The organism is Flavobacterium sp. GT3P67, assembly GCF_004349155.1.
GTDB lineage: Bacteria > Bacteroidota > Bacteroidia > Flavobacteriales > Flavobacteriaceae > Flavobacterium > Flavobacterium ranwuense.
Genome location: NZ_SMLF01000003.1, coordinates 349,373 through 367,734, shown reverse-complemented (window position 1 = coordinate 367,734; position 18,362 = coordinate 349,373). Strand labels below are relative to the sequence as shown.

Sequence of the window (18,362 nt, the reverse complement as noted above, 5' to 3'; positions counted from 1 at the left end):
ATATGACTCCAATAGATTATAATGATAATTTTCATGAAGTGCACTTTCAAAACTCTATAGATTCTGCCAATGAGATAGTTCCTCTTTTTTTATCCTATTTTAAACCAAAAACTGTTTTAGACATAGGTTGTGGACTTGGTACCTGGTTAAAAATATTTGAACAAAATCAATGTGAAGTTTTTGGAATAGATGGCGATTATGTGAAAATAAAAGATTTAGTTATTGATCAAAATAAATTTAAATCCTATGATTTAAATTTACCATACAATTTAGAAAGAAAATTTGATTTAGCAATTTCACTGGAAGTTGCCGAACATGTTTATCCAAAAAATGCCAAAGCATTTATTGATTCTATATGTTTGCATAGCGATATTGTGCTGTTTTCAGCAGCACTTCCTGGTCAAGAAGGAACAATGCATTTTAACGAACAATATAATGAATATTGGACGGATCTCTTTTCTCAGAAAGGGTATCAGTGTATAGATTTTTTAAGACACAAAATCTGGAATAATCAAAAAATTAGTTGGTGGTACAGACAAAATATTTTGATATTTATAAAAAAAACAGAAATAGATAAATCTAAATTTAATTTTATAACTCGTGAGAAAATAAATAATTTGAATTCGTATGTTCATCCTGATTTATTTGAATACAAATGTCAAAAAGCAGATAGATTAGAAAGAATATTAAATAATCCTTTAGAGATTTTGAAATATTATCTTAGAGATAAAAAAATATTTTAGATGGAAAGAGCAGAAAATCTTGCAAGACTTCAGGATATTGAAAAAATAAACATTTCAAATACAAATTATTTGGTGTATTTGTCATTTCATCGTGATTTATATAAGGCAATTGAAACTTATGCTACCGGTAAATTACTAGACATAGGCTGTGGTAATAAACCCTATGAATCTTGGATTAAAGGGCGAGTTTCTGAATATATTGGATGTGATATAGTACAATCTAGCTCTAATAGAGTAGATGTTTTATGCCAAGCGAATAATATACCTCTTGAAAGTAATAGTTTCAATACTATTTTATCTACTCAAGTGATAGAACATGTTGAAGATCACCAAGGAGTGGTAAATGAGGCTCATCGATTATTAAAAAGTAATGGATATTTCATATTGTCAGGACCTCTTTATTGGAACTTACATGAAGAGCCCTATGATTTTTTCAGATTTACAAAACATGGGTTTCGATACATTTTAGAAAAGGCAGGGTTTGAAGTATGCGAGATAGTTTCTAATGGAGGTGCTTGGGCAACACTTGGACAAGTTATAAATCACACTTTTGAATTTAAAAACCCTAATGCTAATACGATCGCCAGAGGAATCAAATATTTATTTCGTAAATTGAGATTGTATATCTTAGTGAATAGAATTTTTAACTATTTAGATATTAAAGATTTCAATACGATAAACACAATGAATTATATTGTTGTAGCCAGAAAAAAATAATTTATGAAACCAATTTTATCAATAATTATTCCTTGTTTTAACTCTGAAGCTACTTTGGATACTACTTTGGAATCTGTCTTGAATCAAAAATATCAAAATTGGGAAGCCGTAATTGTAAATGATGGTTCAACAGATGAAACAGAAGACATCGCTTTGCGTTGGGTTAATAGGGATGGCAGATTTAAATATTATAGCAAGCAGAATGAGGGTTTGGGTAAAACTCGGAATTTTGCAATAAATAAATCGTGCGCAACTTTAATACTCCCATTGGATTCAGATAATCAATTAGAAGAGAATTTTGTTCAGGATGCTATTTCTGTTTTTGAAACTAATCCTAATATTGGTGTTGTATATGGTCATGCACAGTTTTTTGGAAAAAAAAGTGGATTTTGGAAAGTAGAGGAGTATAAATTAGAGCAAATCCTAATCGAAAATTACATTGATGCTTGCGCAATCTATAAAAAAGGTTTGTGGGAACAGGTAGGAGGTTATGACGAGAATATGCCATATCAAGGTCTTGAGGATTGGGAGTTATGGATAGCATTTGGGGCTATAAATGTTAATTTTTTTCACCTTAATAAAATTACTTTTAATTACTATGTTTCTGAAAATTCAATGATTAGGTCTTTTACTAATGAAATGGCTTTGTTAAGTAGAGATTATATTATAAAAAAATACAGTAAGCTATACCATTACTATTTAAATAAGTCTATTTCAGAAAACAAATTATTGCATGAGAAAATGAAAAGCGAAAAGTTTGTTGTTAATTTGTTTACAAAAATGGTTTTTGGGTTTAAAATGTTCAGATCTGTTTAATATTTATTATAATATATTCCCGAAACTAAATCATTGTATCAGCTTATCTTGAAACATTAAAATTCAATTACGTTTTTCTAGAAATATAATAAATAGAGAAGAATGCTAGCCATAATCATTCCATACTACAAACTTGCTTTTTTTGAAGAAACATTAAAATCTTTATCTAATCAGACTGATAAGCGATTCAAAGTGTATATTGGAGATGATTCGAGTACTGAAAGTCCATTGGCACTTTTAAGTAGATATCATGATAAATTTGATTTTGTTTATCATCGTTTTGAAAAAAATTTAGGGGGTCTATCGCTTACAAAGCAATGGGAACGTTGCATCAACTTGAGTGAAAATGAAGAATGGCTCATGATTCTTGGAGATGATGATTATTTAGATTCTACAGCTATTGCAACTTGGTATACTAATTACATACTTTTCTATAAAAAATCCGAAGTAATTCGGTTTGCTTCTAAAATGATAGTTGAAGAAACAAATACGGTTACGGATACTTATGTGCATCCTATTTGGGAAATGGCAACCGATTCGTTTTATAGAAAATTGGAACATTTGACCAGAAGTTCTTTATCAGAATATATTTTCTCCAGAGCTTCATTTCTTAAATTTGGATTCTATGATTACCCTTTGGCTTGGAATAGTGATGATCGTGCCTGGCTTGAATTTTCAGATAATAAACCTATTTTTACTATAAATAACAGTTTAGTCTTTGTTAGACTCTCTGCGTTAAATATTTCCGGTAAACTGGATAATGACAATATGAAGAGTTTGTCTGTACTGTCATTTTATAAGTTTGTAATTTTAGAAAAACTAAAATTTTATGCAATACCACATCGGGATAGAATATTGAGACGTTATGAAAAAGAAATCAGAAAGCAAAGAGATTTAAAGTTATCGGAATGGTTTTTTTTACTATACTTTTATTTGAAATATTTTGATTTTGATTCGGTTAAAAAGTTTAATAAAAGGTTTTCAAAAAGACATGTGTAAAAAAATTTCCATAATTGTTCCTTGCTACAATCAAGCCCAATACTTAGGGGAGGCATTACAGTCTGTTTTAGGTCAGACCTGCACAAATTGGGAATGTACTATTGTAAATGATGGAAGTTCAGATAATACCGAAGAAATAGCTAAGATTTGGATGGCTAAAGACTGTCGGTTTAGATATTTATTTCAAGAAAATTCAGGACTCTGTAGTGCACGTAATTTAGGGATAAGTCACGCAACAGGCGAGTTTGTTCTTCCATTAGATGCAGACGATATTATTGCAAAGGATTATGTAGATTTAGCTCTGCAATCTTTTGAGAAGGACGATTGTTTGAAAGTTGTGTATTGTAAAGCAGAAAAATTTGGTGATGAGTTTGGAATATGGCAATTAGCATCGTTTTCACTTTATAACCTAAGCAGAAATAACTTGATTTTTTGTTCCGCTTTTTTTAGAAAAAAAGATTGGGAATTAGTAGGTGGTTATGATACCAATATGGTTTATGGCTGGGAAGATTGGGAATTTTGGATTGCCATTTTAAAAAACGGAGGCAATGTAAAGTGTTTGGATGAGGTTGGGTTCTATTATAGAATAAAATCAAATTCAATGCTTAGGATGATTAATCAGGAGAATGAGAAAAAGATGTTAAATTATTTAAGCGTTAAACATGCTGATTTTTTCGTTAAACATTATGGCTCTTTTACAGCAATTAATCATGCATTAATAGATGAAAAAAAGAATAATGAAATAAATCTAAAAAGCGAAAAATTTGTAATTGATGTTTTCTGCAAGAGATTTTTTGGTTTTACAGTCTTTGGGAAATACAAATAGTATTGAAGTCATGATTCGGTAAATGCTTATCCTAATTAATATTTTTTGACAAATCCTTTTTAACATGTATTTTTACAAAATAGCAATCTATAAATAGCTATATCAATTGGTATTAGTTTATCTATAAAAGTTACAAATGTCTGAAAGCAAAATAAAATTCTTAGCTTATTACCTTCCTCAATATCATCCTATTCCTGAGAATGATGCTTGGTGGGGAAAAGGTTTTACAGAATGGACTAATGTGGCGAAAGCCAAACCGTTATTCAAAGGACATTACCAACCCATTTTGCCAGCAGATTTAGGATTTTATGATTTGCGTTCACCAGAAGTTCAACGACAACAAGCACAATTGGCACAACAATACGGGGTTGATGGTTTTATATATTATCAGTATTGGTTTGGCAACGGAAAAATGCTGTTGGAACAACCATCTGAACAAATGTTGAAAAATAAAGATATTACATTGCCATTTTGTTTCTGTTGGGCAAACGAGACGTGGAAAGGCATTTGGCATGGTTTGGACAATCCAGCTGTCTTGATAGAACAAACTTATCAAGGCAAACAAGGTTTTATAGCCTATTTTAATTATTTACTTCCCTTTTTTAAAGATGAAAGATACATTAAAGTGAACAACAAACCGATGTTTCATATTTATAGAATAGAAGACATTCCGGAACTCGATATGTTTTTAGAAACGTTTAACAATTTGGCCACTCAAGCTGGTTTTAATGGTGTTTGTTTCGTGGCTACAATATTAGGAAATCCTAACGTTGTTGATCTCAATAAATGGATATATGGGCATGTAGGCTTGGATGTATTCTTCAAAATGCGTTACAGTAAAAAATTTTTTTTTGTAGATAAAAGTTTTTTGGGCAAAATTGAAAATAGAATTCGCAGAAAATTAGATGGTTCATACAAAATAGGCGTGCGGACAAAACCATTAGTGTTTGATTATAAAAAAGGAGCTTCTAATTTCAATATACAATTTCCCAACACCAAATACATTTCTTGTGTTTTTCCTAATTGGGACAATTCTGCCCGAAGTGGTAAAAGATCGTTAATTTTTAAAAATTCAACGCCGAGAGCATGGCAAGAACATTTGCAAATTGCTGTAAATGAACTTTTAAAAAATCCAGAAAATCCATCTTTTATAGTGATTAAATCTTGGAACGAATGGGCAGAAGGCAACTATTTGGAACCCGATCAAAAGTTTGGATTGCAATGGTTAGAAGCCATAAAAAATGTAAAAGCAACTATAAAAGATATTTAATGCAAAACAATATTCTTGTATCCATAGTAATTCCGTGTTTTAACGATGCACAATATATTGAGCAAGCAGTGAATTCAGCATTAAATCAAAGTTACCCTTATAAAGAGATTATAGTTGTAGATGATGGTTCTAATATTGAAACGAAAGCTGTTCTGCAAAAGTTACTGCCTATAATAACAAAACTGATTACCCAAGAGAACCAAGGACAAAGTACCGCTCGGAATATGGGTATTCGGGAAGCAAAAGGAGAATACATATTGGTTTTGGATAGTGATGATTATTTTGAACCCTCTTTTTGTGAAAAAGCAGTTTTAGTTTTAAAAGATACTAACATAAAAATAGTAGCTTGTCATATAGTGCGCTTTAACAATGAAAAAAAGATAGACGAGTTCCGCCATAAAGGAGGAGATTTATCGGTATTAATTTTGAATAATCAAGCAACAGGAAGTGTAATGTTTCGTAAAAATGATTTTATTAAAATTGGGGGGTATGATCAGTTAATGCGAACAGGTTTGGAAGATTGGGAATTTTATATTCGAATATTACAAAATGGAGGATTATTTTATATTATAAAAGAGCCGTTGTTTAATTATAGAATGAGATCAGATTCTACAACATCGAAAGCTAATTTACTTAAATATGAATTATTGAATTATATTTATACCAAGCATCGAGATTTAAATATTGCATATTTTGATTTATTTGTGGGACATTTGTTGTATAGAATAGAAAGAGAGGAAATAGAAAAGATTAAAAATACGCAACGATTAGAATTTAAAATTGGTAAAGCAATTTTAAAGCCTTTCCGATGGATTAAATCATTAATTAAATGAAGCCTATACCCAAAGTAAGTATAATAATGGCTACTTATAACAGGTCAGAATATATTTTAGAATCTATACAATCAATTCAATACCAGACATTCAAGGATTGGGAGTGTATTATTATTGATGATGGAGGAACCGATAATACTCAGCAGATTTTAGAGCCTGTTTTAAAACAAGATTCTAGATTTCAATATTTTATGCGAACCCCAAATTATCAAAAAGGATTGCCGGGAAGCAGGAATTACGGTTTAGATCTTGCTAAAGGGGATTATATTATATTTTTTGATGATGATGATATTGCACATCCGCAAAACTTAGAATTATGTGTTTTGGAATTATCTAATAATGATATTTCTTTTTGTAGGTACATAAGAGATATCTTTAGAGGAGATTTTATTTATAATTATGATTATTCAAAAGAGTATACTTTTTTTTATATTGATAGTCAGGATATCAATAAAATATTAAGGAATGAACTGCAATTCAATTCTTGTGCCGTCATGTGGACAAAAGAATGTTATAGCAATCATCGGTATACAGAGCATTTAAAGTACGCAGAAGAATGGGAGGTCTATGCACGAATCCTTACTTCAGTAAATAGAGGGATATCTATTAACAAAACCCTTTATTATGGGAGAAAACATAGTGTGTCCATCACAGGCGATTTTGGAAATAAAAATTTAAGCAGTTTAGCATCTTACACCGATGCCATTCAGTTGGTAATTGCCAATTTAAAAAATAAAAAAATGTTATCTAATGAGATAATACGCTATTTTATTCAAGTTTCTTTAGAATACAAAGAATATAGCTTGTTTGGAAGGATTATAAATACCTTAGATTTACCAAAATATGAAGAGCTGAAATGGAGATTATTTTATGCTCATTTGCCGTTGCGATTGTATTTTTACGGAATTTGGAAGAGGGTTAAAAATAATATTCATTAAAATGAAATTTCTAGTAATAGCACAAAATCTTAAAGTTTCAGGGGCAAGTGAAGGGATTGTTTCTCGTTCTTTCCTTGCTAAGTTGCGAATGGCTTTTCCGGAGTCTATTATTGATGTGCTGTATTTAAAAAACCACCCGAGCGAAGATCAATTGCATTTATTGCCAGTTGATTCCATTCAATCCCATGTCATTAATTTAAAACCTGCCTTTGTAACCAAATGGCTGAATCGAATTTCATTGAGGCTTTTTCATATTTCTTTGTATGATCGGTTTGTGCATAAATCCTACGGCGCTCCTATTTCAAAAATAGACCATGAGCAATATGATCATGTTTTTATTCGAAGTTCAGGTTTGAATCATGAAACGCTATTGGGTGCGCGTGATTTACCTGTTCTTAAAAAAGCAATTATTAATTTTCATGATCCCTATCCTTTTTTTTGGTACCAAGGTTCGCATCATGCGCTATCCGGGGTAGAGTTATTTCGCTTAAAAACCATGTACAAAGTCATTCTACAGGCAAAAGGGTGTATGAGTACCGCACAATTAATGTCTAATGATTTAGAATTTCTATATGGTTCGCGTAAAAAATTCTACACTTTACCGCATCAATTTTCAAATACTGTTTTTGATTTAACGGATATCCAAAAGGTGCGGCCTAAGACTAAAAAACTTACTATCGCGTATCATGGGTCCATACAATTTGGACGAAAAACAGAAGCTCTTTTGGATGCTTATCTTGCATTAGTAAATGAGAATGCGACTATCAAAGAAGAAACGGAATTTGTATTACGTTTAGGCGGTGGCGATGTAAACGCATTGCGGGATAACTATAAGGAATGTAGTAATATTGTTATTTTAGCCACCTTAAATTTTTCAAATTCGGCTTACGAACAGACCCATCTTGCAGATATAAACGTGATATTAGAGAATGGTCCCCTGTATTGTAATATTTTAGTTGGCAAAGCTGCTTTTTTGGCGTCACTGAATAAACCTGTATTTTGTGTTTCACCAGAGCGGAGTGAATTAAGGCAAATCATCAAAGACCCTAAACTCATAGCAAATGGTGGGGATATAACAGACATTAAAATGAAACTAGAAGCGCTTATTGAGAAAAGATTGGGTTTTAATGAGGCTTTGTATTCTTTTGGAGATTACTTTAGTGATGAGAATTTTAAAGCAAGACTTAATAAAATTTTAGAATGTTAGCAATAGTAATCCCCTACTATAAAATCACTTTTTTTGAAGCAACGCTTGCTTCACTAGCTCACCAAACTGACAAAAGATTTAAAGTCTATATTGGTAATGATGCCAGTCCTGAAAGTCCAAGTAATTTGTTAGAAAAGTATAAAGGGCAATTTTATTCTGTGTATCATTATTTTGATACTAATTTAGGAGGTATTTCATTGGTGAAACAGTGGAATCGCTGTTTGGAAATGATAGATAGTGAAGAATGGGTTATGTTTTTGGGAGATGATGATTTATTAGAAGAAAATGTTGTTTCAGAATTTTACAGTAATTTGAATGAAATAGATTCTATAGCTAATGTTGTACGCTATTCGACTTGTAAAATAAATGCATTAGGCTTGTTGATTTCATCTCAATATACACACCCGAAAATTGAGCATTCAATAGATTTTTTTTTTAGAAATGTAAGATCCTCATTAAGTGAATATATTTTCAGAAAAACTAAAATGAGAGAAATAGGATTTAAAGATTTTCCTCTAGCTTGGCAATCAGATGTTTTAGCAGTTTTGGAATTTTCAGATTTTAAAAATGTATATTCAATTAATGATGCGAAGGTATATATACGCATAACAGATTTGAGTATTTCGGGTAAACAGGATAATTTAAAGTTAAAATATAAAGCAGTTTTTGATTTTTATTATTATTTGATAACTTACAGGTTAAATCATTTTAACTCAATTCAAAAGGATAAGCTATATGCACAGGTAAATAAAAGTTATCTCAACGATAAAAAAAACATTACATATTTTTTAAAATTATCTAATTTTTATTTGAGTAAATTTTTATTTGGTGATTACATTAACTTTTTAAAATCAATTATTATAAACGTACTTAAGATTAAATAATGCGAATAGGTCATAACCCTCATAAAGATGAAGTGATACTCCAGTCAAACTACCTGCATCAGGTGGTTATTCCGGTTTATATACCCCATCAAGAAGGTTATTTTAAAGACAGTCTAAGGATTCTTCAGCTATGCTTGCAATCGCTCTTGAAAACGGTTCATAATAAAACCTATATTACCGTTGTCAACAATGGAAGTTGTAAACTTGTAATAGAATATTTAGATAAAGTTTATCAGGATGGTCAAATACAGGAACTCATCCATACTGAAAACATTGGAAAAGTCAATGCAATATTAAAAGGTTTAACAGGCAATAACATAGAATTAGTAACAATTGCCGATGCCGATGTGTTATTTTTAGATTCTTGGCAAGTAGCCACTACAGATGTGTTTAGGGCATTGCCAAAAGCTGGCGTAGTGGGTATCGTTCCCCAATTTAATATGTTTAAGAATAAATCGGGTAATGTTATTTTTGATAATTTATTTAATAAAAAATTAAAATTTATTCCCATACAATCATCTGGAGGATTGATTCGTTTTTATGACAGTATCGGTTGGGACAGGAGTTATAATATAGATTATCTAGAATATGGGTTAGGGTTAGAATATAATGATGTTAAAGTATTTGTAGGTTCAGGGCACTTTGTAGCGACCTATAAAAAGCAAATGTTTCAAGAAATGAAATCGTACTTAAATTATAAATTAGGAGGGGATTCAGAAAATTACTTAGACACTTTGCCTTTGCACTATGATTATTGGAGAGTAACCACTTATGATAATTATGGGTATCACATGGGTAATGTTTTCGAAGATTGGATGTCAGAAATAGAACATGATAAAAACAGCAGGACTGAAATGGATTCTGATTTTGTCCAATATAAACAAGCTAGCTCGTTTATATTTTCATTAAAGAATGGAATATTTCCTAAGTTTTTATTTAACGACTTAATTTCAAAGTTTTTCTATAATTGGAAAAAATTACCAAAATCAATGGTGAATAATTACAATAATATTATTCCAAAATGAGAGTTTCTATACTGATTATATCAAAAAATAGAAAGGAAGAGTTGTTTTTTACTTTGAGGAAATTAAAAAGTATAGTTGATCTTTCAGTACATGAAATTTTGGTTTTACTTGATGGGTGTACCGATAGTTCAGAGGAGTTAGTACAACAATTCGATTGGATTAATTGGACAGTCTTAAACGAAAGTATTGGAGCATCTAGAGCGAGAAATTTTCTTTATAAGAAAGCTACAGGTGATATTTTTATTGGATTTGATGACGATGCACACCCATTGCAAGATGATTTTATTAAAATCGTTGAATCTATATTTGAAGAAAATAACAATTTAGGAATTATTGCTTTCCAAGAAATTAAAGGTGTTTTTAAAAATGATGGAGAGGCATTATCTCAAAAACCAAATCAAAGAGAAGAATATTTATGTAATGAATTCGTAGGTTGTGGTTTTGCTATTACTAAAGGTGTTTATTTAGCAACAAATGGATTTCCTGTATGGATAGATATTTATGGAGAAGAATCATGTGTTGCAGTTGAAGTTTTGGCAAACAAAAAAGATATACTTTATACGAATAGAGTCTCAGTAAATCATCGTGTAAACAAACAAGCCAGATTAAACAGTGGTATGAATTATTTTAGATTCGAAAAGCAATTAAAAAACACCGCTTTTTATTTTATAGTTTATCATGAAAATCCAAGTTTAGAAATAATTAAATTGCTTTGGCATAATTTTAAAAAATATGCTTTAAAAGATATTACATTTTTTAAAAGTTATTTTAAAGTAATCGGAATAGTAATAGTACAAGTGCCAAGGGTTTTAAAATACAGAAAGCCAGTTTCAAAATCAATCATTAAAGAAAAGAAGGAATTAGCATCTCCTATTTTTTATTAAAAACATGTAAATCGAGTTGTAAATGAAAAATATAGTCATAATTCCAGCGCGCGGAGGTTCGAAACGTATTCCTGAAAAAAATATACAGCTTTTTGGAGGCATTCCTTTGTTAGTCCATTCCATTCAGTATGCACAAGCAAACGCTCATTTGATAGAAGATATATTTGTTTCTACTGACGATGAAACTATAAAAAAAATAGCATTATACTATGGGGTTCAGGTGATTGACCGGCCAGGACATTTGTCAGGTGATTTAGAACCTACAATAACTGCTGTTCAACATGCTTTAGATGTTATTCCGTATGCTGTTGATACGGTGGTTTTGTTGCAGGCAACTAATCCGTTGCGGCCAGAAAATTTACTAAGGGAAGCTTTTGAAAGTTATAAAATGAGCGATTCAGATAGCTTGTTCACTGTTACAAGAAACCATCAGAAATTAGGTAAGATAACTAACAATTGTTTTGAACCTTATAATTATACCATTGGGCAACGCAGTCAGGATTTAGAACCGCTTTATTTTGAAAATGGTTTGTTGTATATTACTCAAGCAAAATTGATAAGAGAGGGCAAAATATTTTCTGAAAATAGCATCCCTTATGAAGTAAATCATATTTTTGCCAGTATTGATATTGATACTCAGGATGATTTTGATTACGCAGAATATTTATTTAAAAAAAATGTCTCGACTGGGCTTGACATGACAAAACACAAGTAAACTTTAAGCTCGAGCCCTTCGCCAAAGCTCAGTCAGGGTTGGCTAAAGTCTAGAAGGAAAATTAATAATTTTAATTATGAGCCCATACATAGAAATAGCAGGAAGAAAAATAGGTCTCGATTATCCGCCATTAGTAATCGCAGAAATAGGAATTAATCATGAAGGATCTTTGCAAGTAGCAAAAGAAATGGTTGATGCTGCCCATCGAGCTGGTGTTGAGGTAGTCAAACATCAAACGCATATCGTTGCAGATGAAATGTGCGGAGCAGCCAAAAAAGTGATTCCTGGTAATGCAGATGTGTCTATCTATGAAATTATGGAGCGTTGTTCTTTGAACGAAGCCGATGAATTAGAACTAAAAAACTATGTGGAAAGTAAAGGAATGATCTTTATTTCCACCCCGTTTTCTCGTGCAGCCGCTGATCGATTGCAACAATTTGATGTTCCTGCCTATAAAATAGGTTCGGGGGAATGCAATAATTATCCGCTTCTGGAGCATATTGCTTCTTTTGGCAAGCCGGTAATCTTAAGTACCGGGATGAATACCATTGACAGTATCACCAAAGCTGTGGCGATATTTGACAAACATAAAGTTCCTGTAGCCTTATTACATACTACGAATTTGTATCCTACACCGATACATTTAGTTCGATTTGGAGCCATGATGGAAATGCATGTTGCTTTTCCTGATAAAGTTTTTGGTTTGTCTGACCATACCTTGAATAATAATGCCTGTTTGGGTGCCGTAGCTTTGGGTGGATCCATTCTAGAACGTCATTTTACAGACCATAAGCAGCGAATGGGGCCAGATATTATATGCAGCATGGATGAGCAGGCCTGCAAAGAATTAATAATAAACAGTGCCGAAATTGCGCTTATGCGAGGTGGAATTAAGCAAGCAGCAAAAGAGGAACAAGTTACCATCGATTTTGCTTTTGCAACTGTTTGTACTATTAAGCCAATAAAAAAAGGCGAATTGTTTACTAAAGACAATATTTGGGTTAAACGGCCAGGAACCGGAGCTATATTGGCTGATAAATTCGAATTTATTATTGGTAAGATTGCAGCAAGAGATATTTGTGATGATGAACAATTAAAAGTTAATGACTATGAATGATAAAATATCAGTAGTCATTCGAAATAGAAATCAAGCTGAATCACTAGATTTCTTACTAAATAACCTAAAAAAAAGATATTTAGAAGATATTAATGAAATTATTGTATTGGATAATTTATCTACTGATAATAGTTTGTCTGTAATACAAAAACACGGCGTAAAAAAAGTTAGGATTGATAAGTTCTCTTATGGGGGAAGTGCGAATCTAGCAGCAGAAAGCGCAACCAATGATATTGTAGTCATTTTTAGCGCACATGCATTTCCCGTAAGCCATGATTTCTTTAAGCTGATACAATTAAGTTTTCAAAAAAACAGCAATTTAGCTGGTTTAAGATGTTTGCATAACAGTAATGATTATGCGCTCTTTATAAATGATGTAACAGCTAATGAAAATCCAAATGGCGCGGGTGTTATTTTTTGTGGATCTGCATTCAATAAAAAGGTGTGGAGAGAGCTGAGATTCAAGGAAGATATCCAGACCATGGAAGATAAAGAATGGACCAAAAGAGTTTTGGATAAAGGGTATGATATTGAATTTACCCCATCTATTTTTTGTTACAGCATAAAGCGGAGCAACAAAGAACTTTTTTTTAGATATAAAAATGAAGTTATAGGAGGATATCAATTATGGCATACAGAACATAATTTCATAACCGCTTTAAAAATGTTAGTAGGTTCCAAAATAAATACTTTTCGAGTTTTTAGCAGTAGCTTTTATTATGCTTTTAGAAGGTTCTTTTTTCTTTTAAAATTTATAAACAATAAACCAGAAAAATTTTAAAGTTGGGTATATTACTCCGCTCTATAATTTTAATCCATTAATTATTTTTAATGAAAAAGATCCTTTTTCTTACCGGAACACGAGCTGATTTTGGTAAAATTAAATCACTAATTTCTGTTCTTGATGATCATCAAGATTTTGAAGTTTTTGTTTTTGTCACAGGAATGCATTTGCAAAAAGAATATGGATACACCCTTTTAGAAATTGAACGATGTAATTTTGTAAATGTACACACGTTCGAAAATCATACCCATGAAACTACAATGGATTTAACACTAGCTAAAACCATAGAAGGTTTGTCAAGCTATTGCAAAAAAGTAAATCCTGATTTAATTGTAGTTCATGGGGATCGAGTAGAGACTTTGGCTGGCGCAATTGTTGGTTCTTTGAATAATATTTTGGTTGCCCATATTGAAGGAGGAGAGTTGTCCGGTACTGTGGATGAATTAATTCGGCACAGCGTCAGTAAATTAAGTCATATTCATTTTGTTTCTAATGATGATGCGGCAAAACGATTGCTGCAAATGGGAGAAATGGAGACCTCTATTTTTACTATAGGTTCGCCAGATATTGATATTATGTTTTCAGATTCGCTCCCTAGTTTAGCAATTGTAAAGCACTATTATGAGATAAATTTTGATGAATTTGCTATTGTAATGTTTCATCCTGTGACAACTGAAATTGTTGAAATGCAGCAATATGCGAAGGATTTTGTAGATAGTTTATTAAACGATTTTCACAATTATATTGTAATTTATCCTAATAATGATTTGGGTAGCCAATGTATAATAAAAGAATACGAAAGAGTAAGGAATAATCCTCGTTTCAGAGTTTTTCCTTCTCTGCGGTTTGAATATTTTTTGACATTATTAAAAAACTCCCAATTTATTATTGGTAATAGCAGTGCCGGAATTAGGGAGGCTCCCTATTATGGAATTCCAATTGTCAATATTGGAACACGTCAACAAAATAGAGTTGTCCATGCTGATATTTTAAATGTAGATTATAATGTCGAAAGTATCAACAAAGCATTACAAGTTATAGATTCCCATAAAGTACAAATAACTGCTACTGATTTTGGTCAAGGAAATAGCACGGCTTTATTTCTCAACTCCATTCAAAATAACGATATTTGGAAAATAAATCATCAGAAACAGTTTAGAGATAATTAATGTCAAATAATAAAATTTTTATTTTACTACCCGATGGTGTGGGACTGCGCAATTTTGCTTTTACAGACTTTTATAAGACAGGAATGGCGAAGGGGATGGATTTGGTTTTTTGGAATACGACACTATTTGATTTAGAAAAAATTGGTTTTGAAGAAATTAAACTTAAACAAAATCGATCTAGTCTTTTATTGGAAGTATTAAAAAATGCTCGAAAAGAAATTGAACTCAATTGCAATATAAGAAAATCTAGAGACTACGTTTATGATTCATATCGATTTCCATTTTCTTATGCTACTTTTAAATCTTCAACAAAAAGTTATATAATACGCTCTATAATTCAATTGTTTGATTCAGAAAAAGGATTGAAAATAGTTAGGGATCTCATAAAAAAAACAGAACAAAGAAGCAATTTTTATTCTGAGTCTTATGAACTTTTAAAAGTTCAAAAACCAGCTCTCGTTTTTTGTACCAATCAAAGAATCAGTTTAGTCATAGCGCCTTTATTAGCCGCTCAGGATTTAAAAATACCAACGGCAACTTTTATTTTCTCTTGGGATAATCTGCCAAAAGGCACTATGGTTGTAGAAACAGATTATTATTTTGTTTGGAGCTCTCATATGAAAAAAGAGCTTTTATACTATTATCCGTATATCAAAGAAAATCAAATCGTAGTAACAGGAACACCCCAATTTGAAAATCATTTTCAAATTGATAATATAATTGCGAAAGAAATATTTTTCAAACAAAATGGGTTGGATATTGGAAAGAAGTATATTTGTTATTCTGGAGACGACGTGACAACATCACCTTATGATCCAAATTATTTATTAGATTTAATTAAAGCTGTTAGAATTTTAAACGAAAGAGGGAATCAATTGGGGATTATTTTCCGAAGGTGTCCAGTAGATTTTTCAGCCAGATTTAATACAATATTAGAAGAGAATAAAGATATAGTTATAGCAATCATTCCTAAATGGGATAAAGTTGGAGAAGGCTGGAATACCATTCTGCCTACTAAAGAAGATTCTATTTTGCAGTTGAACATTGTTGCACACACTGAACTTGTTGTAAATTTAGGCTCTTCCATGGTTTTTGATTATGTTTCTCATAAAAAACCGTGTGCCTTTATGAACTATAATCCTGAAAAACAAAATGGTAATTGGTCCGTTGAAAAAATTTATAATTATGTTCATTTTCGTTGTATGCCTAATAATGCAGTTGTTTGGTTAAATTCCCCAGATGAAATTTCAGATAAAATTGAAATGATGTTGAGTGATGAAGCTCAAAAAGTGGTTGCCAATGCTCAAAAATGGTTTGAAAAAATTAATCAGTATCCTGCGGAAGATGCTTCTAAACGCATTTGGGAGGCCATAGATCAAATTTGTAAAAAGGGAATATGCTAAAAGAAACTATTTTATCGGATTATAAAAGATGTGGCATCAATAAGATAAGTTTTTGGATACTTGTTAAGACCTTTATTCTCATGCCTAATCCTGGGCTAAAATTTATGACTATTTTTCGTTTGACACAGTATTTTAGAAAAAGAAGCAAGTCATTATTCTATTTTTTCTTTCTTTGGTTGCGCCACTTAAAAGTGAAGTACGGATTTGATATCTCTTATAGAACTCAAATAGGAAAGGGGTTCTATATCGGACATTTTGGAAATGTAGTGATACATGGAGATACTGTTATTGGGGATAATTGTAATATTTCTCAAGGAATAACTTTTGGAGTAAGTAATGCAGGTGCTACTATTGGAGTACCGAAAATAGGAAATAATGTTTTTATAGGACCCGGAGCTTGTGTTTTTGGAAGTATAACAATTGGTAATCATGTAACTATTGGTGCCAATGCTGTGGTTACCAATGATATTCCAGATTTTCATACCGTTTTGAGTCCTAAAGTCAGCATAATAAATAAAGACTTGTCTTCTTTTTACATTCACAATAGCGATACCTAATATGTTTTTTAATTCCTTATCCTTTGCCATTTTCCTTCCCATAGTATTTGTGCTGTATTGGTTTGTTTTTAATAAAACAAAAAGTAGTCAAAATCTTTTGTTGATTATTGCCAGTTATTATTTTTATTCCTGTTGGGATTGGCGTTTTTTGTTTCTATTGGTTTTCTCCACTTTTTTGGATTATTATACCGGAATTCGAATTGAAAAAGCCAAGACTGTAATAGGCCGAAAATTTTGGTTTTGGTTGAGTATCGGTATCAATCTTGGTTTTCTGGGGATTTTTAAATATTATAATTTTTTTGCTGATTCTTTCTCTCAGTTATTGAATGGGTTTGGATTGCAAACCAGCCCCTTATTACTAAACGTGGTTTTGCCAGTAGGGATATCCTTCTATACCTTTCACGGATTATCGTATGTTATCGATATTTATTTAAAAAGAATCAAAGCTGAATATAACTTCGTGGATTATTCCTTGTTTGTCAGTTATTTTCCATTGCTGGTCGCTGGTCCTATTGAAAGAGCCACCCACTTATTGCCACAAGTAAAAGTGAAACGCAGTTTTGATTTTGAAAAAGGCAAGGAAGGAATCTATCAATTTGTATGGGGATTGGTCAAAAAAGTGGTAATAGCCGATACTTGTGCGACCTATGCCAATGCTATTTTTGATAATTATGAATCCATGAATTCACTGTCGTTGTTGCTGGGAGCCGTTTATTTTGCCTTTCAGATCTATGGAGATTTTTCCGGGTATTCGGACATGGCATTGGGAATGTCTAAATTATTTGGAATCGATTTGTTACGTAATTTTAATTATCCTTATTTCTCTCGTGATATAGCCGAGTTTTGGCGTCGTTGGCACATTTCGCTGTCGTCCTGGTTTCGGGATTATTTGTACATCCCTTTGGGAGGAAGCAGTGGTGGGATGGCGATGAAAATCCGCAATACCTTTGTGATTTTTTTGGTCAGTGGTTTTTGACATGGCGCCAATTGGACTTTTATAGCTTGGGGTTTTATCAATGCGTTGTATTTTTTACCGTTGTTGCTTCTCAAAAAAAACAGGTCTAATATGGAAACGGTTTCTTTGTATTGGAATTGGAGCTCCTTGAAAGTGATTTTAAGCATGATTAGTACGTTTGCATTAACCTGTTTGGCCTGGGTATTTTTCAGAGCAAAATCGATAGGTGAAGCTTTTGATTATATTGAACGTATTTTTACCAATCAAAGTTTTTTACCGCAGTATTTGGAAAATGAACGGTACAGTTATGAAATCATAATTCTGATAGTGGCTTTTATCTTGGTCGAATGGAATAGCCGAACGCAAGTGGAGCCAATTTCAGGAAGAAACAGTACCTTAAAATTAGCATTGTGCATTGCCGCAATTATAGCGCTGGGAACCTATTCGGATTATAAAGAATTTATTTATTTTCAGTTTTAAGGAGCAATTTTCGTTTTACCCCAGCCCTAAAAGGCAATGT

General features: G+C 31.8%; 18 protein-coding genes and 1 pseudogene. All 19 read left to right on the top strand.

Going from position 1 to position 18,362, the window contains the following annotated elements; all coding sequences use genetic code 11:
• Positions 1 to 2: 2 nt before the first annotated feature.
• The 19 genes and pseudogenes from E0H99_RS08030 to E0H99_RS07940 all read left to right on the top strand — a co-directional run bounded on the left by E0H99_RS08030 (position 3) and on the right by E0H99_RS07940 (position 18,322).
• Positions 3 to 743, top strand: coding sequence for a class I SAM-dependent methyltransferase (locus E0H99_RS08030; protein WP_131993525.1), 741 nt, complete (start codon positions 3 to 5; stop codon positions 741 to 743).
• Positions 744 to 1,460 carry a class I SAM-dependent methyltransferase gene (locus E0H99_RS08025; protein ID WP_131993522.1) on the top strand — a complete coding sequence of 239 codons (717 nt, stop codon included), beginning with the start codon at positions 744 to 746 and terminating at the stop codon, positions 1,458 to 1,460. It abuts the gene before it with no gap.
• 3 nt (positions 1,461 to 1,463) lie between these two features.
• Positions 1,464 to 2,276: a glycosyltransferase family 2 protein gene (locus tag E0H99_RS08020; protein WP_131993520.1), complete on the top strand. Its 813-nt coding sequence runs from the start codon at positions 1,464 to 1,466 to the stop codon at positions 2,274 to 2,276.
• Positions 2,277 to 2,378: 102 nt separating this feature from the next.
• Positions 2,379 to 3,275, top strand: a complete 897-nt coding sequence (locus E0H99_RS08015; protein WP_131993517.1) for a glycosyltransferase family 2 protein — start codon at positions 2,379 to 2,381, stop codon at positions 3,273 to 3,275.
• Complete coding sequence (locus E0H99_RS08010) at positions 3,268 to 4,101, top strand: glycosyltransferase family 2 protein (protein WP_131993514.1); 834 nt, start codon at positions 3,268 to 3,270, stop codon at positions 4,099 to 4,101. Before E0H99_RS08015 ends, E0H99_RS08010 begins: the two co-directional genes overlap by 8 nt.
• Before the next feature lie 136 nt (positions 4,102 to 4,237).
• Positions 4,238 to 5,371 carry a glycoside hydrolase family 99-like domain-containing protein gene (locus E0H99_RS08005; RefSeq protein WP_131993511.1) on the top strand — a complete coding sequence of 378 codons (1,134 nt, stop codon included), beginning with the start codon at positions 4,238 to 4,240 and terminating at the stop codon, positions 5,369 to 5,371.
• Positions 5,371 to 6,204, top strand: coding sequence for a glycosyltransferase (locus E0H99_RS08000; RefSeq protein WP_131993508.1), 834 nt, complete (start codon positions 5,371 to 5,373; stop codon positions 6,202 to 6,204). The genes E0H99_RS08005 and E0H99_RS08000 overlap by 1 nt, the downstream gene beginning before the upstream one ends.
• The gene (locus E0H99_RS07995; protein ID WP_131993505.1) at positions 6,201 to 7,142 is read left to right on the top strand and encodes a glycosyltransferase family 2 protein; all 942 of its coding nucleotides are present in this window, start codon (positions 6,201 to 6,203) and stop codon (positions 7,140 to 7,142) included. The genes E0H99_RS08000 and E0H99_RS07995 overlap by 4 nt, the downstream gene beginning before the upstream one ends.
• 1 nt (position 7,143) lies before the next feature.
• Positions 7,144 to 8,349, top strand: a complete 1,206-nt coding sequence (locus tag E0H99_RS07990) for a hypothetical protein (RefSeq protein WP_131993502.1) — start codon at positions 7,144 to 7,146, stop codon at positions 8,347 to 8,349.
• Positions 8,343 to 9,233, top strand: coding sequence for a glycosyltransferase family A protein (locus tag E0H99_RS07985; RefSeq protein WP_131993499.1), 891 nt, complete (start codon positions 8,343 to 8,345; stop codon positions 9,231 to 9,233). Before E0H99_RS07990 ends, E0H99_RS07985 begins: the two co-directional genes overlap by 7 nt.
• A complete protein-coding gene (locus tag E0H99_RS07980; RefSeq protein ID WP_131993496.1) occupies positions 9,233 to 10,258 on the top strand; it encodes a glycosyltransferase in 1,026 nt (341 codons plus the stop codon). Before E0H99_RS07985 ends, E0H99_RS07980 begins: the two co-directional genes overlap by 1 nt.
• Positions 10,255 to 11,142, top strand: coding sequence for a glycosyltransferase family 2 protein (locus E0H99_RS07975; RefSeq protein WP_131993493.1), 888 nt, complete (start codon positions 10,255 to 10,257; stop codon positions 11,140 to 11,142). The genes E0H99_RS07980 and E0H99_RS07975 overlap by 4 nt, the downstream gene beginning before the upstream one ends.
• Positions 11,143 to 11,164: 22 nt before the next feature.
• Positions 11,165 to 11,857: a cytidylyltransferase domain-containing protein gene (locus tag E0H99_RS07970; protein WP_131993490.1), complete on the top strand. Its 693-nt coding sequence runs from the start codon at positions 11,165 to 11,167 to the stop codon at positions 11,855 to 11,857.
• 76 nt (positions 11,858 to 11,933) lie between these two features.
• Positions 11,934 to 12,974 (top strand): N-acetylneuraminate synthase family protein, encoded by a 1,041-nt coding sequence (locus E0H99_RS07965; RefSeq protein ID WP_131993487.1) that lies wholly within the window; start codon positions 11,934 to 11,936, stop codon positions 12,972 to 12,974.
• Complete coding sequence (locus tag E0H99_RS07960; protein ID WP_131993484.1) at positions 12,967 to 13,755, top strand: glycosyltransferase; 789 nt, start codon at positions 12,967 to 12,969, stop codon at positions 13,753 to 13,755. The genes E0H99_RS07965 and E0H99_RS07960 overlap by 8 nt, the downstream gene beginning before the upstream one ends.
• Positions 13,756 to 13,805: 50 nt before the next feature.
• A complete protein-coding gene (neuC, locus tag E0H99_RS07955) occupies positions 13,806 to 14,927 on the top strand; it encodes a UDP-N-acetylglucosamine 2-epimerase (protein WP_131993481.1) in 1,122 nt (373 codons plus the stop codon).
• Positions 14,927 to 16,330 (top strand): UDP-glycosyltransferase, encoded by a 1,404-nt coding sequence (locus E0H99_RS07950; protein WP_131993478.1) that lies wholly within the window; start codon positions 14,927 to 14,929, stop codon positions 16,328 to 16,330. The genes neuC and E0H99_RS07950 overlap by 1 nt, the downstream gene beginning before the upstream one ends.
• Positions 16,331 to 16,434: 104 nt before the next feature.
• Complete coding sequence (locus E0H99_RS07945; RefSeq protein ID WP_165930274.1) at positions 16,435 to 16,887, top strand: serine acetyltransferase; 453 nt, start codon at positions 16,435 to 16,437, stop codon at positions 16,885 to 16,887.
• A gap of 1 nt (position 16,888) precedes the next feature.
• Positions 16,889 to 18,322 (top strand): annotated as a pseudogene (locus E0H99_RS07940) (MBOAT family O-acyltransferase).
• Positions 18,323 to 18,362 lie beyond the last annotated feature (40 nt).

What these genes read in the sequence shown, in the direction of transcription:
- E0H99_RS08025 (WP_131993522.1), top strand. Translation starts at nt 744, where the DNA reads ATGGAAAGAGCAGAAAATCTTGCAAGACTTCAGGATATTGAAAAAATA.
- E0H99_RS07980 (WP_131993496.1), top strand. Translation starts at nt 9,233, where the DNA reads ATGCGAATAGGTCATAACCCTCATAAAGATGAAGTGATACTCCAGTCA.
- E0H99_RS07950 (WP_131993478.1), top strand. Translation starts at nt 14,927, where the DNA reads ATGTCAAATAATAAAATTTTTATTTTACTACCCGATGGTGTGGGACTG.
- E0H99_RS08000 (WP_131993508.1), top strand. Translation starts at nt 5,371, where the DNA reads ATGCAAAACAATATTCTTGTATCCATAGTAATTCCGTGTTTTAACGAT.
- E0H99_RS07995 (WP_131993505.1), top strand. Translation starts at nt 6,201, where the DNA reads ATGAAGCCTATACCCAAAGTAAGTATAATAATGGCTACTTATAACAGG.
- E0H99_RS07975 (WP_131993493.1), top strand. Translation starts at nt 10,255, where the DNA reads ATGAGAGTTTCTATACTGATTATATCAAAAAATAGAAAGGAAGAGTTG.
- E0H99_RS07945 (WP_165930274.1), top strand. Translation starts at nt 16,435, where the DNA reads ATGACTATTTTTCGTTTGACACAGTATTTTAGAAAAAGAAGCAAGTCA.
- E0H99_RS07960 (WP_131993484.1), top strand. Translation starts at nt 12,967, where the DNA reads ATGAATGATAAAATATCAGTAGTCATTCGAAATAGAAATCAAGCTGAA.
- E0H99_RS07965 (WP_131993487.1), top strand. Translation starts at nt 11,934, where the DNA reads ATGAGCCCATACATAGAAATAGCAGGAAGAAAAATAGGTCTCGATTAT.
- E0H99_RS08015 (WP_131993517.1), top strand. Translation starts at nt 2,379, where the DNA reads ATGCTAGCCATAATCATTCCATACTACAAACTTGCTTTTTTTGAAGAA.
- E0H99_RS07990 (WP_131993502.1), top strand. Translation starts at nt 7,144, where the DNA reads ATGAAATTTCTAGTAATAGCACAAAATCTTAAAGTTTCAGGGGCAAGT.
- neuC (WP_131993481.1), top strand. Translation starts at nt 13,806, where the DNA reads ATGAAAAAGATCCTTTTTCTTACCGGAACACGAGCTGATTTTGGTAAA.
- E0H99_RS07970 (WP_131993490.1), top strand. Translation starts at nt 11,165, where the DNA reads ATGAAAAATATAGTCATAATTCCAGCGCGCGGAGGTTCGAAACGTATT.
- E0H99_RS08010 (WP_131993514.1), top strand. Translation starts at nt 3,268, where the DNA reads ATGTGTAAAAAAATTTCCATAATTGTTCCTTGCTACAATCAAGCCCAA.
- E0H99_RS08020 (WP_131993520.1), top strand. Translation starts at nt 1,464, where the DNA reads ATGAAACCAATTTTATCAATAATTATTCCTTGTTTTAACTCTGAAGCT.
- E0H99_RS07985 (WP_131993499.1), top strand. Translation starts at nt 8,343, where the DNA reads ATGTTAGCAATAGTAATCCCCTACTATAAAATCACTTTTTTTGAAGCA.
- E0H99_RS08030 (WP_131993525.1), top strand. Translation starts at nt 3, where the DNA reads ATGACTCCAATAGATTATAATGATAATTTTCATGAAGTGCACTTTCAA.
- E0H99_RS08005 (WP_131993511.1), top strand. Translation starts at nt 4,238, where the DNA reads ATGTCTGAAAGCAAAATAAAATTCTTAGCTTATTACCTTCCTCAATAT.